This window comes from Dactylosporangium sp. CA-052675 (genome assembly GCF_050947935.1).
In the GTDB taxonomy this organism is placed as follows: domain Bacteria; phylum Actinomycetota; class Actinomycetes; order Mycobacteriales; family Micromonosporaceae; genus Dactylosporangium.
In genome coordinates, this window is record NZ_CP192010.1 from 10,090,763 (window position 1) to 10,104,737 (window position 13,975).

A 13,975-nucleotide genomic window follows, 5' to 3' on the forward strand; every position below is an offset into this window, starting at 1 on the left:
GTGTACGTCACGAGTTTCACAGTAGGACGGGGCTAGCCGATCGTCCGGACGATGTTGCCCTCCGGGTCGCGAATCTGCGAGCGCACGATCTCGACGACCAGCGGCTCCGCGCCGGGGGCCGCGCGGACGCCGGCCACGGGCACCAGCACCTGCAGCAACCCGTCGAGCGCCTCGCCGGTGAGCACCACCTCGAGCTCGTCCTCGGCGCCGGGCGCGGTGCCCACGAAGAAGCTGCCGGAGGCGAACTCGGCACTGCTCTCGGGCCCGTCCAGGCGCAGCGTGCGGCCGAACGGCAGGCGGCCGAGCAGCGTCTCGGCGACCACCGGGGCCACGTGCGCGCCCATCACGAGGCGGATCAGGTCGCCGTCGGGGCGCCAGCCGAACTCGGCGAGCGCGAGGGTCGCGGTGGCGGAGCCGTCGAGGCGGCGGCCCTCCTCGACCGTCTCGGCCACCTCCGGGTCGGCGGCCACGGACGCCCGGGCGAGGTCGGTGATCAGCAACGGGATGCGCCGGGCGAGCAGGTCGAGGAAGTCGCGCACGCTCCAGGCCTGGGTCGCGGCGTATTCGTCGGCGGTGATCCCCACGACCTGCAGGAACTGCACGGCGCCGTTGGGCGAGTCGACGGCGCCCAGCTCCGGGTCCTCGGTGAAGACGACGGCCCGGATGAGCGTCTCGCGGTCCAGCGCGATGGGGCCGTTGAGGTCCATGTGGTGGTTGGGCTCGAACCAGTTGCCGGTCTGGTAGACGTAACGGGCCAGGTTCTGCAGGAAGTTCGCGGCCCAGATCGGCGGCTCGGTCTCGTCCCGGTCGCGGGCGATGCGGAAGGTGAACTCGAAGCCCCAGCCGGACTCGTCGGGGTTGTCGGACTGCTTGCCGTAGAGCTCGCTCATCCCGTAGGAGATCGCGTGCCAGTGGGGCACCGGATCGAGCCGGGGATAGAAGCTGATGCCGTCGAGCGGATCCGGGCCGCCGAGCGCCCACTTCAGGACCGTGCCGAGGTGGCGGGGCTCCACGCCGGGGTAGATCCGCTCCAGCGCCGCGTCGATCGCGTCCCAGCCGGGCGTTTCGGAGGTCATGCGGTGATTAAACCCGTTCGATGGCCGTTCGGCATGCCCCGCGAAAATCCTTCACCTCCGCGCCGCCGAGTCGATCAGGTCCGAGGGGAGGCTGATCCCGTCGGAAGGACACCGTGGATGAGCTGGTTCGCCGATCGGCCGGTAGCCGTGAAGATCTTCATGATCAGCGGCCTGTTCACGGTGGCCGCGATCGTCGCCGGATTTGTAGGCGTGGCCAGCCTCAGCGCGGTGTACACGCACGGTGAGGCCATCGAGCGCGAGAACCTGCAACGGTCGCTGCAGCTGGCCGAGCTCCGCGCGCAGGCGCTGACGGCCCGCATCGCGATCCGCGACGTGGCCCTGTCGCCGGACAAGTCGGCCGCGACGGCGAAGCTGGCGGCGGCGGACGCGGCCGTCGACGCCGGGATCGCGGGCTATGCCGCCGCGGCCGTCAACCAGGACGCGATCCAGGAGTTCCGGGGCGACTGGACCGAGTACAAGCAGGTTCGCGACGGCGAGCAGCTGCCGGCCGCGCAGAGCGGTGACGTGGCGAAGTTCGAGCAGATCGCCGCCGACAAGGCCAACCCGCTGATCAACAAGGCGATGGCGGCGCTGGACAAGGCCGCGAACAGTGAGGCGAGCGAGGCCAAGTACCGGGCCGCGGTCGCCCGCACGGATTACCACCGGGCCCGCGTCCTGCTGATCGGGGTGCTGGGCGCGGGTGTGCTGCTCGGCGGCGCGGTGGCGCTCTACACCGTCCGGCGAATCGTCGGTCCGCTGCGGCGGGTCGGCGCCGTGCTGGCCGGCATGGCCGAGGGTGACCTGACCCTGATGGCGGGCTCGGACAGCCGCGACGAGATCGGTCGCATGTCGGCCGCGCTCGACTCGGCCACGGCCCGCACGAGGCAGACGGTCCGCGAGGTCGCCGACACCGCGACCGGGGTCGCCGGCGCGGCCGGGCGGCTCGCCTCGAACAGCGAGGAGATGGCCCGCACCGCGGAGTCGGCGTCGACCCGCTCCGGCTCGGTGGCGTCGGCGGCCACGCATGTCGCGAGCAACGTGCACAGCGTGGTGGCGGGGGCGGAGGAGATGTCGGCGTCGATCCGCGAGATCGCCCAGTCGGCGGCGCAGGCCGCCGGGGTGGCCGCGGCCGCGGTACGGGCGGCCGAGGCCGCGTCCGGCACGGTCGCCAAGCTCGACACCTCCTCGACCGAGATCGGCAACGTCCTGAAGCTCATCACCTCGATCGCCGAGCAGACGAACCTCCTCGCGCTCAACGCCACCATCGAGGCGGCCCGCGCCGGGGAGGCGGGCAAGGGCTTCGCGGTCGTCGCCAGTGAGGTCAAGGACCTCGCGCAGGAGACGGCGAAGGCGACCGAGGACATCGCCGGCCGCGTAGGTGCGATCCAGAGCGACGCCCGAGCCGCGGCGGCCTCGATCGGCGAGATCAGCTCGGTGATCTCGGAGATCAGCCAGTATCAGACCACGATCGCGGCGGCGGTGGAGGAACAGACGGCGACGACGGGCGAGATCAGCCGCAACGTGACGCAGGCGGCGGCCGGGACCGACGAGATCGCGTCGACCATCTCGGGGGTGGCGGACGCCTCGCGCGCGACGAGCGCGGGCATGGGCGAGTCGCGCACGGCCTCGGCGGACCTGGCGACGATGGCGGACCGCTTGCAGCAGCTCGTGGGGCGCTTCCGCTACTGACCGCGGCGCCGGTCAGCGAATCGGCGACCATCGGCGGCCGCCACCTCCCCCGGGAACCGCACGGGCAGCTCCGCCGCCGACCACCACCACCGCCGCGAACCACACGAGCAACTCCGCCACCGGCGCCACCATCGCCGCGAACCACGCGAACAGCTCCGCCGCCGACGACCACCGCCGCCGCGAACCACGCGAACAGCTCCGCCTCTGAGCGCCAGCACCGCCCGGGATCGTTAGGGCACGTCGGGCGCGCTATACCACCGAAGCACGCTCGCCGCGCACACCGCGAGGACCCACGGCCGGCGCGCACACCGTCAGGACGCACACCGCGAGGACCCACGGCCGGCGCGCACACCGTCAGGACACGGTCGCCTCGTGAAAGACCAGGGCACGGCCGTTGCGCGAACCGGCGGGCCTCCGGGTGGGCTTCGGCTGGCGCGGGGCCGTGGCGCATCCCGGGTCTCCGAGCCGAGCCGGACCCCGCCGAGGTGTGCGCACTGCCGATGGGCTGTGGGTGCCCTGGCCGAGCGCGGTGAGGCTAGATGCCCAGGCGGGCGGCCACCGTCTCGGCGGACGGGTGGCCCAGGCGCTCGTAGATGGCGTGGGCCCGTCGCCACAGGCCGATTGCCGGGGCGCCGTCCAGGGCGTCGCCCAGGCGGGTCGCGGTGTCGGCCTCGTCCAGGCGGTCGCCCAGCTCGGTGTAGCGGTCCAGGGCCGCGCGCAGGTGTTCCAGGGAGCGGTCGCGTTCGCCCAGGGCCGCGTGTACCCGGCCCAGGTGCGCCAGGGCCGCGGCCACCTCGTGCGGGTCGTCCAGGTCGCCGCGCAACGACAGGGCCGCCTCGCCGTGGGCCACCGCCTCGGCGGCTCGGCCGGCCTGGGCGTAGTGCCAGGCCGCGGCGGCGTGGGCGGCGGCCTGGCCGTGGCGGTCGGCGGCCCGGCGGAAGAGGGCCAGCGCCAGTTCGTCGTGCACGATGGCCTCGGCGAAGCGGGCCATCGACTCCAGCAGGGCCGCCAGGTCCTGACGGCAGCGCGCGGCCGCGGCCGGTTCGCCCTGGGCCAGGAAGCAGTCGGCCGCCTCGCGCAGGCGGCGGAGGGCGGACTCGTGCTGGCCGGTACGCAGGTACGCGGCGGACTGGGCGCGCTGGGCCCTCGCCAGCAGGGCCGGATCACCCAGGCGCTCGGACGCGCGGATGGCGATCGCCTGCGCGGCGATCCGGTCGTCCCACCGACCGGCGGCGTCCAGCTCGGCGTCGACGGCGTCGGCGATACGCCAGGCATCCCGGTACCGGCCGCGTCGCATGGCCAGGCCCAGCACCGCGAACTCGGCGCCGTGCTCGACGAGCCGGTCCTGCATCGCGCCGCGCTCGGCGTCGGAGGTGCGGGCGGCCGCGTGCTCGCGGAGCAGGGCGTGCATCGCGTATCGGCCGGGGCGTACCTCGGTGATGAGCTGCGCGCGCGCCAACTCGGCGAGAGCATCCGCCGCGATCCGTCCACTGAGGACACTCGCGGAAGAAGCGCCTCCGGGGAGGGCGCGAACGGACGAGGTCCCGTCGGGGAGGGCGGGAGCGGAAGAGGTCCCGTCGGGGAGGACGGGAGCGGACGAGGTCCCGTCGGGGAGGGCGGGAGCGGACGAGGTGTCTTCCATGGGGCCCGCGGCGGGCGCGATCAGGACGGCGGCGTCGGCGGGTGACAGGTCGGGGCCCGGGTGGGCGCCGAAGCCGCGGAAGAGGCGACGGGCGTCCGGGGTCAGCCGGTCGTAGGCCCAGGAGAACGCCGTCGCCTCGGTCAGGGCGTCGGCCACCGCGGCCAGCCGAAGGTCCGGGTGCAGCGCCACGCGGGCCGAGACCACCGCCAGGGCCATGGGCAGCCGGCCGCACGACGTGATGATGCGGTGCACCGCGTCCGGCTCCGCCACGACCCGATCGGCGCCGACACGTGCGGCCAGGACGGCCCGCGCCTCGGTGCGGTCGATGGCATCCAGCACCACCGTGGCCGCACCGTCCACTTCGGACAGCTTCGCCAGGCCGCCGCCGGACCTGCCGACGCCGCCGATGCCGCCAACGCCGTCGATGCCGTCGATGCTGTCGACGCCGTCGATGCTGTCGATGCCGTCGCCCTCGACCGCGGCGGAGCGTCCGGACCGCGCCCGGGCCGCGTCGAGTCCGATCAGTCCGGGCCGCGCGCTGGCCGCGTCGAGTCCGAACAGGCCGCCGCGGCCGGTGATGAGGGCGACGCTGTCGCCCGCGGCGGGAAGGAGCGGACGCACCTGGGCGGCGTCGGCGGCGTCGTCGAGCACGAAGAGTACGCCGCGGCGGGCGGTCAGGGTGCGGAACAGGCCCGTGCGGGCGGCCACGCCGAGCGGCAGATCGGCCGGGGCCACGCCGAGCGCGTCGAGCAGGATGCGCAGCGCCTCCGCCGACGGCAGGGGCGGGCCGGACGGGTCGGAGCCGCGCAGGTCCAGGAACACGGCCCCGGCCGGGAAGCGGTCGGCGATCCGGTGTCCATAGTGGACGGCCAGGGCCGTCTTGCCGACGCCGGCCGCGCCGCCGATGACCACGGCTCGCGCGCCGGGCAGGAGGCGGTCCAGGCGCGCGACGACGCCGGCTCGCCCCGCGAAACCGGGTGGCGCCGACGGGAGGGTCCGCGACCCGGCGCCGGGCGCCGAGCCCCCGAGCGTCGACGAGCGACCGGCGGGCGGGGACCAGGGCAGGACCGTCTCGATGCGCGAGCGGGCGGAGGCGAAGGCGAAGCACTCGGCCGGCGAGGCGCCGAGCAGGCGGAGCAGCGCCTCCAGGCGCTCGGCGGGCGGCAGGGCGCGGCCGTCGAAGTACGCGCCGATGACGGCGTGCGGCCAGCCGGTGCGCGCGGCCATCTCGCCGAAGGTCAACGGGGACGACCGGACCCGGCGCGCCTGCCTTCGTCGCAGGTCGCGCAGGAGCCCGGAGAGCTCGTCCAGGGTGGAGACACCCGACGGATCTACCACGTCGGGAAGCCTGCCACAGCGGTACAACTTCGGCTCGAGAAAAACGGCGATGCCCCGCCCCGCGATGACGCAGAGCGGGGCACCACCACACGCAGCGTCAGGCGCAGATCGCCTCGAGGTCCTTGCCGGCGGCGTCGATGTCGTCCGTCAGCTTGTCCATGTCGGCGATCGAGTTGATCTTCGACAGGTACTCCGGCGAACCGAACAGCTTGAGGCCGTCGGCGCCCTTGTCCAGCGCCGCCTGCAGCTTCGGGTCCACGGCCTCGGCCTTGAGGGCGCGCAGCTGCTCGGCCAGCGCGTCGGCGAGCTCCTTGGCCTTGGCCGCCGCGGCGGTCTCGGCCTGCTTGTTCTTCGAGCCCTTCGCCGCGATCATGATGCCGATCTGCTCACCGATGGGCTTCACGTTCGCCTCGGTGATGACGGCCTCGGCCTTGGTGCAGACCTGCTTCGTGTTCGCCTTCACGTCGGGCGTGGGACTCGACGTGGCGGCGGCGGTGGCGCCGGTGGAGGAAGCGGCCGAGGTGCCACTGTCGGAGGTGTCACCGCAGGCGGCGGCAGTGCCGACGAGCGCGGTGAGGATGGCTACGGTCAGAAGCCGTCGCACGTGGGAGTCTCCTCAATGTGTGGGTTGCGTCACGCCTTGGCGTAGCTCCGGGCATTCCGGGGCCCTGGGAGCGGGCGGACGCCGGAGCGTAGCAGCCGGGGATGTCCTCGCGCTGTCTCACATGTGCCTCGGCGCCGCCATGCCGAGCAGGTCGAGCCCGGCGCGGAGGGTGCGCGCGGTCAGCGCGCACAGGGCGAGCCGGCTCGCGCGCACCGGCTCCGGCGCGGGCAACACCGGGCACTGCTCGAAGAACGCGCTGAAGCTCACGGCGACCGCGTGCAGGTGCCGGGTGAGCGCGTGCAACTCGAGCGTCTCGCCGACCCGCTCGACGACCCCGGGGAACCCGAGCAGCTCCATCGCGAGCGCACGTTCCGCCGGATGCGTGATCGAGAAGTCGTTCCCGACCGCGTCGACGTCGCCCCGGCGGAAGATCGAACACACCCGGACGTGGGCGTACTGCAGATACGGCCCGGTGTCCCCCGTGGCCGCGAGCATCCGGTCGAAGTCGAACGTGTAGTCCTTGACCCGGTCGCTGGACAGGTCCGCGTACTTCAACGCGTCGATCCCGATCGCCCCGGCGCGCGCCTGCGCCTCGTCGAGCAGCTCGGTGAGCTTGATCGCGGCGCCCAGCCGGCTGCGCAGCATCTTGCCGTCGGCCCCGAGGACGGAACCGAACGCGATGTGCTCGGCGCGAACCGTCGTGGGCAGCCAGCCCGCGGCCCGGGCGAGCGCGAAGACCATCTCGAGGTGCTGCCGCTGCGGCGCGCCGACGACATACAGCAGGCGCGTGGCCTTCAGGACGTCGACGCGGTACCGCACCGCGGCGAGATCGGTCGCGGCGTACCCGTATCCGCCGTCCCGCTTGCGAACGATCAGGGGGCCGTTGAAGCCGTCCAGAAACGCGCACAGCGCCCCGTCGCTCTCGCGCAGCAGGCCCTTCGCCAGCAGGTCGTCGACCACACCGTCGAGTGCCGCGTTGTACCGGCTCTCCCCGGCGAAGTCGCCCTCCCGCAGGCGTACGCCGAGGCGGTCGTAGACGCTCAGGAGGTACACCTGCGATGTCGAAATGATCGTGCGCCACTGCGCGATCGTGTCCGGGTCACCGGCCTGCAGCCGCACGACCCGCCGGCGCGAGCGCTCCCGGAAGTCCGGGTCCGCCTCGAACCGGCGCCGGGCGGCGGCGTAGAACGCGCTCATGTCGGCGGGGTCGAGCTCGGCCCCGCCGGCCCGGTGCTCGACCAGCATCCCGAAGTTGGTGCCCCAGTCGCCGAGGTGGTTCTGCCTGATCACGGTGTGCCCGAGGTGCTCGAGTACCCGCACCGCCGCGTCCCCGATGACCGTCGAGCGCAGGTGCCCGACGTGCATCTCCTTGGCGGCGTTCGGCCCCGAATAGTCCACGACGACGGTCTCGGGTTCCACAGTGGACACTCCGAGGCGCGGGTCGGCCGCGGCCGCGGCGAGCCGGTCGGCCAGTGCGCGTTCGGACAGCGTGAGGTTGACGAATCCGGGCCCGGCGACGCTCACGTCGGAGCACAGATCGTCGAGCTCGGCCGCCGCGACGACCGCCGCCGCGACCGCCCGCCCGTCGGGCCGGCCCACGGCCCCGTCGGCCTGGAAGTCACAGAACCGGGATCGGCGCAGGGCGGGGTCGACGGTCGATCCGGTCACGGTCTCGAACGCGGCCGCGAGTCTGTCCCGCAGCACCTTGCCGATGTCAGCCATGCTCCTGAAGGCTAACGACGTGCCCGAAATTACGCGCCTGGATTTCGAACCCGCGACCGCCCGCTCCTACGACGCGCTCTCCGCCGGCCATCTCGACATCATCAGCTCGGACCCGTCCGATCGCGCCCACTTGGAGCTGTTCGCGGCGGCGGTACTGCACGCGCCCGGCCCGGTCGCCGACGTCGGCTGCGGCGCGGGCCGCCTCACCGCGGTCCTGGCCGAGCTGGGGCTGGACGCGTTCGGCGTGGACCTGTCCCCCGCCCTGATCGCGATCGCCCGCGCGGCCAATCCGCACCTGCGCTTCGAGGTCGGCTCGATGCTCGACCTCGACATCCCCGACGGCTCCCTCGCGGGGCTGCTCGCCTGCTACTCGATCATTCACGTGCCGTGGGAGCTGCGCCCGGCCGTGTTCGCGGAGTTCCGCCGCGTCCTGCGCCCCGGTGGCGTGCTGATGCTGGCGTACCAGGTCGGCTCCGACGCCAAGCACCGCGACTCCCACGACGGGCTCGAGCTCGACGTGACCTGGTACCGCCAGCAGCCCGGCGAGCTCGCCGGGCTGCTGCGGGAGGCCGGATTCGAGGTGTCCCACGAGGCCGTGCGCCCCGCCCGGGAGGGTGAGCTAACGCCCCATGGCCACCTGCTCGCGAGGGCCGGCGGGCGCCCACAGGAACACGATCGCGGCGACCTCGCCGACGAGTGACAGCGCCTGGAGCGCGACGATCGGCACCGCGTAGCCGGGCATCTGCGCGATCACGCCCGGCAGCGCGGCGTGGGCGAGAATCTGGATGCCGAGCACGAGCGTGAGGATGCGGCGCGCCTTGGGCCGCCCGCCGCGCAGCTTGTACGCGCGCAGCGGCAGCAGCACGGCGAGCACGAGGTGCGGCACGGCGGCCCCGATGCCGGCGGACCCGAGCGCCACGAGCGTCACCCCGATCGCGAGCACGTGCAGCGCGGCGATGGCGAGGACGGCGGCGAGGGTGCGGCTCATGTTCTTCTCGGTCATGGCTACGACGGTATGAGCGAGCGGGCCGCCGCACTCCTGCCCGTCGTCATCGCCGGCACCATGACGGATGTCATCCGAGCGTCCGTGACAACACAGCATCGCCATACAGGAATATCTGTGTGCGGATCCTCAAGTGCGAGCAGGGGATACTACGCACAGCGCGCCGCTAATTACGTACCGGAATCAGCTTCGGGGTTCACTAGCGTAGAACTCCTGTTCGATGCTAATGTGACCGCATCAATCACCAGCTCAACAGCAGTCTCGATCGTTTCATGTTCCCAGATACGGACCACAGTCCAGCCAGCACTCGAAAGCGATTCATTTACTGTCCGGTCACGCTCAACATTCCGCATGAGCTTCGGACTCCAATACCAGTCATTGACCGCAGGTTTCCGGCCATGCACGGGGCAAAAATGCCAGAAGCAACCGTCGACAAAGACAGCAACCCTACGCGCGGTGAAGACAATGTCCGGCCGGACCTTCACACCGTCCGGGAGACGCAGCAAGAGATCCTTGCGGTATCGGTAGCCAAGCCGATGCAGGCTGCTACGGAGCACCACCTCGGGCTTCGTGTTCGACCGCCGGTTGGCCTGCATGTTCCGCGAGCGGCCCTCATTGAGCGGCACGGGGTAAAGGCCCGCCGCGTGCGCACGCTTCCGCGCCTCGCTCCGGTCGCCAGTCGGCACGAAGCTCCCATCCAAGCAGGGTCCCGGCCTGCACCGGGATTTGATGGCAAGATACCCGCGTGCACTCGTGCCCGCCGCACCAGCCCTGGAGGAGTCCAGCGATGACCTTTGAAGCTGTCGAAATTTGCGCTGGCGCCGGCGGACAGGCACTCGGCCTCGAAAAGGCAGGCTTCGAGCATGCTCTTGCCGTCGAACTCGACCCGAACGCGTGCAACACGCTACGTCACAACCGGGCCGACTGGAAGGTCAGCGAAGGCGACGTGGCCGACCGGAACGTGTGGGATCCGGCCGATTACAAAGGCATCGGATTACTGGCTGGCGGAGTTCCGTGCCCGCCATTCACCATTGCCGGAAAGCAACTCGGGGCAACTGACGAACGCGACCTCTTTGCCTGGGCGATCGAACTCGTGTCCGTCGTGCAGCCCCAGGCACTCCTGCTGGAGAACGTTCGGGGCCTAAGCATGCCGCGCTTCGCCGGCTATCGGCAGCACGTGCTGGACCGCCTCATCGACTTGGGCTACGTCGCCGAATGGCGCCTGCTGCAGGCATCAGACTTCGGCGTTCCGCAGCTGCGCCCGCGATTCGTCCTCGTGGCGCTGCGCCCAGAGCACGCGGAGTACTTCACCTGGCCCGAGCCGCTGGGCACGCCGCCCACGGTCGGCACGACGTTGCTCGATCTGATGGCGTCGGATGGCTGGGATGGTGCCGAGAGCTGGTCGAGGAAGGCCAGCAAGATTGCACCCACCATCGTCGGCGGATCCAAGAAGCACGGCGGCGCCGACCTCGGGCCAACGCGCGCCAAGCGCGCGTGGGCCGAGATGGGCGTCGACGCCCTAGGTGTCGCGGACCTACCGCCGAAGCGCGGAGACCGATTCGAGGTTGGCCCGAAGCTGACGACTGACATGGTTGCCCGCATCCAGGGCTGGTCCGACGCCTATCCGTGGGAGTTCACCGGCCGGAAGACGACCAAATACCGGCAGATCGGCAATGCATTCCCGCCACCCGTTGCCCACGCCGTCGGCACTGCCATCTACAACGCCCTCGAGAAGAAGGGCGAGCGGATTGAACGGGTGCTGCCAGAGCATGACCCGATCTACAAGATTCTGCGGGACAACCCCGACTTCATGACACCAGCGCAGATCAGCCGCTCTCTCGGCCAAGCCCTGGAAGCGGCAGACCTGGAGCACCGCATCAGCCTGCTGAGCCGTGATTTCGAGGTCGAGATGCAAACAACGTCCACCGCGACCGCCTACAAGCTGGGCAAGTTCAAGGCATTTGTAGGCCAGCAGGACCACGTCCGTAACGACCTATTCCTCAAGCACCGCGCCAAGATTAGTTAGGCGGCAAGACACGACCGTCTCACCAGCCGGTTCCGCCTGAGATCAGGGACGAGGCGTTGTGCCGCGGGAGCGGGGCCGCCCCGCGACACCTGCACGGAGTTCCTTCTACGGCACGGTGAGCTGCTGCACACGGAGCATGCGTCCTACAACCGGAATGTCGGAGCCGTAGCCATCCGAGCGGAGCTCCGCGTGGTCGACGAATGTGGAGTAGCGCCGGGCCAAGGGCAACCGCGCCCCGACAAAGGTCTGAAGTGCCGTGCGTCGGCTGTTGCCGGAGGCGAGGCGCGACATGCTCACTGAGATTGACCGTTAGCGACCGAGCCGAGAGACGCCTGCCAGATTGCTGGGCGGTAGTCTCGGCGGGGTGAGTGCCGAAGAGCTCGCTCTCGACCTAGGCATACTTCCGGTCAGCCCGGCGCGCCGCCGGGTGGTGCGGCAAACCCCCGCGCCCGGCTCGCTGTGCCGCAACGACCGCGGTGAGACGCACGAGTTGCTTGCGCCGGCCGCCGACCCCGAGCTGCGTACGGTCTGGTCCTGGCTGGCCCAACGACCCGGCCTAGTGCAAGAAATGGGCGATGCGGTCGAAGATGCCATCTACTACGTGCTCGACGGCGCCCGGACGCACCGCTTCGACCTCCGCGACGACCGTGTGGACAGCGACGAGCGGCGGGCGGTTGGCACGAAGCTCCAGTACCACGTACTCGAGAATTTGAAGCTTCCGAAGCTGCGTCATCCCGACACGGAAATCGAGGGAGTCGGGGTCGAGATCAAGGGAACGATCGCCGACAACTGGGCCATCCCGACGGAAGGCCAGTGCGGCGTCTCGCTACTGATTCAGCTCGACATCAATGCGGACCAGCACTCCGCCCGGCTGATGCGAACGCATCGCGCCTGGCTGCGTGAGGGAGCGAACCACGACGGCAAGCGTGGCGTGACTGCCGAGGCACTTCGTGAATACTCGGTTCTGCTTTATCCGAAGACCCAGCTGCGGCCCAATCCGCTCAAGATGCTCACCGACGCGCAGCGGGAGGATGTGTTCGGCAAACGGGGCCAGGAGATCCGCCTTGCGCATCTCTTCCGCGCCCTGCCCGGTGTTGTCATTCCGCGCGCGGTCATCCTGACCGTTTGTGCACGCAACCAAGACCCCCTGCGGCGGGCACGGGCCACACGGTCACGCGTCCGGCCCGAACTCGAGCTGCTATGCGGCAAATGGTCCGGTCAGCGCGAGCTCGCGGCGCGCCTCGGCTACGACCTGACCGGCGCCGCTTGGGTGGCCGTGCCGGCCTCTGACATTCAGGGGTACGGCCGCCTGACGGAGCGAGCCATCGCGGAGATCGACCAGCGGCCAGGCTCAGACGACGCCGACGAGGATCACTGACGGACTCTTCAGCTGAGGCGGTGAGCAAGGCCGAGACGCCAGCGGTCATGGCGGTATGGTTCGGGCCGTGACGTTCCACGCGAGTACCGAGACGTTTGCCGGACGGCCCGTCGTGGACGTGGCGCCGGGCGAGCCGCTGCCCGCGGTCGACGGGCCGGCCGCCTGGCGGTTCGGGTTCTTCGGGGAGGACGTCGACGACGTCGAGGGGCCCAACCCGGCCTACAACGCGGCGTTCGACGAGCTGCTCAACGGGATCGACACCGAGGCGGTGCACGCGCTGGTGCTCGGCTCGTGGGGATACGCCGCGTTCGCCGACGCGCCGATCGGCAAGCTCGTCGAGGCCGCGCACCGGCTGCCGCATCTCGAGGCGCTCTTCCTCGGCGACATCACCGGCGACGAGTGCGAGGCGTCGTGGATTCGGCAGGGGGACCTCGACCCGCTGCTGGCGGCGTACCCGAAGCTGCGCGTCCTGCGCGTGCGCGGATCCGCGAACCTCCGGCTGTCCCCGCTGCACCACCTGCACCTCGAGGAGCTCGTGTTCGAGTCCGGCGGGCTGCCCGACGAGGTCGTCACCGCTGTGCTCGACAGCGAGCTGCCGGCGCTCGAGCACCTCGAGTTCTGGCTCGGGGTGCGCAACTACGGCGGCAGCGTGGCCGTGCGGCACCTCGAGCCGCTGCTCGGCGGCGGGCGGTTCCCGGCGCTGCGCCGCCTGGGGCTGCGCAACGCCGAGATCGCCGACCGGATCGCGGCCGCGCTCGCCGGGGCCCCGGTCGTCGGGCGCCTCGAGGAGCTGGACCTCTCGATGGGCGTGCTCGACGACGCGGGGGCCGAGGCGCTGCTGGCCGGGCAGCCGCTCACCCACCTACGCCGGCTCGACCTGCACCGCAACTTCCTGTCGCCCGAGTTCGCCGCGCGGATCATGGCGGAGCTGCCGGGCGTGGACGTCGACGTGACCGATCAGCAGGTCGAGGGGCGCTGGGGGCGGTACACCGCGGTCTCCGAGTGAGGCTCAGCCCCAGACCTGCGGCGCCTGGCTGCGGGTCGCCGCGTTGATGCGGTTGAAGAAGTTCGTAGTCGCGATCCACAGCACGATCGCGCCCAGCTGCTCGTCCTTGAAGTGCTCCGCGGCCGCGTTCCAGATCGGGTCGGGCACCGCGTCGCCCTTGTCGGCGAGGCGGGTGGCGTGCTCGGCCAGGTCCAGGGCGGCGCGCTCGGCGTCGGTGAAGTACGGCGTCTCGCGCCAGGCCGCGACCGAGAACAGGCGCTCGTCGGTCTCGCCGGCCTTGCGCATGGACCGCGCCCCCGAGTCCACGCACGGGCTGCAGCCGTTGATCTGGCTCGCCCGCAGGTGCACGAGCTCCAGCGTGCTCTGCGGCACGCCGGCCGAGTGCGCGGCCTTGTACAGCAGGTTGATCGCCTTGACCACGTCCGCGCCGGCCGTCGCGGTGGTGTCGATCCGAGCCTTCGACATCGTCGTCTCCTGTCACATCGGGGCGG

Annotated in this window: 12 protein-coding genes; 5 read left to right on the forward strand and 7 right to left on the reverse strand. The window is 71.3% G+C overall.

Annotation, left to right across the window (positions count from 1 at the left end):
- Positions 1–32: 32 nt before the first annotated feature.
- Positions 33–1,076, reverse strand: coding sequence for a suppressor of fused domain protein (locus ACQP1P_RS45420; RefSeq protein WP_433081214.1), 1,044 nt, complete (start codon positions 1,074–1,076; stop codon positions 33–35).
- Between the two features lie 117 nt (positions 1,077–1,193).
- Here ACQP1P_RS45420 and ACQP1P_RS45425 point away from each other — a divergent pair, with 117 nt between their 5' ends.
- Positions 1,194–2,765: a methyl-accepting chemotaxis protein gene (locus ACQP1P_RS45425; RefSeq protein ID WP_433081216.1), complete on the forward strand. Its 1,572-nt coding sequence runs from the start codon at positions 1,194–1,196 to the stop codon at positions 2,763–2,765.
- 535 nt (positions 2,766–3,300) lie between these two features.
- On the opposite strand, the gene ACQP1P_RS45430 is transcribed toward ACQP1P_RS45425, so the two are convergent.
- The 3 genes from ACQP1P_RS45430 to argS form a co-directional block, all read right to left on the reverse strand.
- Positions 3,301–5,745: a helix-turn-helix domain-containing protein gene (locus tag ACQP1P_RS45430; RefSeq protein WP_433081218.1), complete on the reverse strand. Its 2,445-nt coding sequence runs from the start codon at positions 5,743–5,745 to the stop codon at positions 3,301–3,303.
- Between the two features lie 97 nt (positions 5,746–5,842).
- Positions 5,843–6,349, reverse strand: a complete 507-nt coding sequence (locus ACQP1P_RS45435) for a hypothetical protein (protein WP_433081220.1) — start codon at positions 6,347–6,349, stop codon at positions 5,843–5,845.
- A 117-nt stretch (positions 6,350–6,466) separates the two neighbouring features.
- Positions 6,467–8,071 carry an arginine--tRNA ligase gene (gene argS / locus ACQP1P_RS45440; protein ID WP_433081222.1) on the reverse strand — a complete coding sequence of 535 codons (1,605 nt, stop codon included), beginning with the start codon at positions 8,069–8,071 and terminating at the stop codon, positions 6,467–6,469.
- Between argS and ACQP1P_RS45445 the strand changes: the two genes are divergently transcribed.
- A complete protein-coding gene (locus tag ACQP1P_RS45445; protein WP_433081224.1) occupies positions 8,070–8,771 on the forward strand; it encodes a class I SAM-dependent methyltransferase in 702 nt (233 codons plus the stop codon). The two genes, argS and ACQP1P_RS45445, sit on opposite strands and share 2 nt — an antisense overlap.
- Here the strand turns inward: ACQP1P_RS45445 and ACQP1P_RS45450 are convergent.
- Both ACQP1P_RS45450 and ACQP1P_RS45455 read right to left on the reverse strand, forming a co-directional pair.
- Entirely contained in the window at positions 8,691–9,074 is a 384-nt protein-coding gene (locus ACQP1P_RS45450) for a hypothetical protein (protein WP_433081226.1), read from the reverse strand. The genes ACQP1P_RS45445 and ACQP1P_RS45450 overlap by 81 nt on opposite strands.
- Positions 9,075–9,244: 170 nt before the next feature.
- Positions 9,245–9,760, reverse strand: a complete 516-nt coding sequence (locus ACQP1P_RS45455) for a very short patch repair endonuclease (protein ID WP_433081228.1) — start codon at positions 9,758–9,760, stop codon at positions 9,245–9,247.
- Positions 9,761–9,861: 101 nt separating this feature from the next.
- On the opposite strand from ACQP1P_RS45455, the gene ACQP1P_RS45460 reads away from it, so the two are divergent.
- From ACQP1P_RS45460 to ACQP1P_RS45470, 3 genes are all read left to right on the forward strand, one after another.
- On the forward strand, positions 9,862–11,100 hold the full coding sequence (locus tag ACQP1P_RS45460) for a DNA cytosine methyltransferase (RefSeq protein ID WP_433081230.1): 1,239 nt from the start codon (positions 9,862–9,864) through the stop codon (positions 11,098–11,100).
- Positions 11,101–11,464: 364 nt separating this feature from the next.
- Positions 11,465–12,478 carry a NaeI family type II restriction endonuclease gene (locus ACQP1P_RS45465; RefSeq protein ID WP_433081232.1) on the forward strand — a complete coding sequence of 338 codons (1,014 nt, stop codon included), beginning with the start codon at positions 11,465–11,467 and terminating at the stop codon, positions 12,476–12,478.
- A gap of 67 nt (positions 12,479–12,545) precedes the next feature.
- Positions 12,546–13,484 (forward strand): STM4015 family protein, encoded by a 939-nt coding sequence (locus tag ACQP1P_RS45470; protein ID WP_433081234.1) that lies wholly within the window; start codon positions 12,546–12,548, stop codon positions 13,482–13,484.
- A 3-nt stretch (positions 13,485–13,487) separates the two neighbouring features.
- Here the strand turns inward: ACQP1P_RS45470 and ACQP1P_RS45475 are convergent, their stop codons facing one another.
- Positions 13,488–13,949: a carboxymuconolactone decarboxylase family protein gene (locus tag ACQP1P_RS45475; RefSeq protein WP_433081236.1), complete on the reverse strand. Its 462-nt coding sequence runs from the start codon at positions 13,947–13,949 to the stop codon at positions 13,488–13,490.
- Between the last annotated feature and the right edge of the window lie 26 nt (positions 13,950–13,975).

What these genes read in the sequence shown, in the direction of transcription:
- ACQP1P_RS45460 (WP_433081230.1), top strand. Translation starts at nt 9,862, where the DNA reads ATGACCTTTGAAGCTGTCGAAATTTGCGCTGGCGCCGGCGGACAGGCA.
- ACQP1P_RS45425 (WP_433081216.1), top strand. Translation starts at nt 1,194, where the DNA reads ATGAGCTGGTTCGCCGATCGGCCGGTAGCCGTGAAGATCTTCATGATC.
- ACQP1P_RS45450 (WP_433081226.1), bottom strand. Translation starts at nt 9,074, where the DNA reads ATGACCGAGAAGAACATGAGCCGCACCCTCGCCGCCGTCCTCGCCATC.
- ACQP1P_RS45445 (WP_433081224.1), top strand. Translation starts at nt 8,070, where the DNA reads ATGCTCCTGAAGGCTAACGACGTGCCCGAAATTACGCGCCTGGATTTC.
- ACQP1P_RS45420 (WP_433081214.1), bottom strand. Translation starts at nt 1,076, where the DNA reads ATGACCTCCGAAACGCCCGGCTGGGACGCGATCGACGCGGCGCTGGAG.
- ACQP1P_RS45475 (WP_433081236.1), bottom strand. Translation starts at nt 13,949, where the DNA reads ATGTCGAAGGCTCGGATCGACACCACCGCGACGGCCGGCGCGGACGTG.
- argS (WP_433081222.1), bottom strand. Translation starts at nt 8,071, where the DNA reads ATGGCTGACATCGGCAAGGTGCTGCGGGACAGACTCGCGGCCGCGTTC.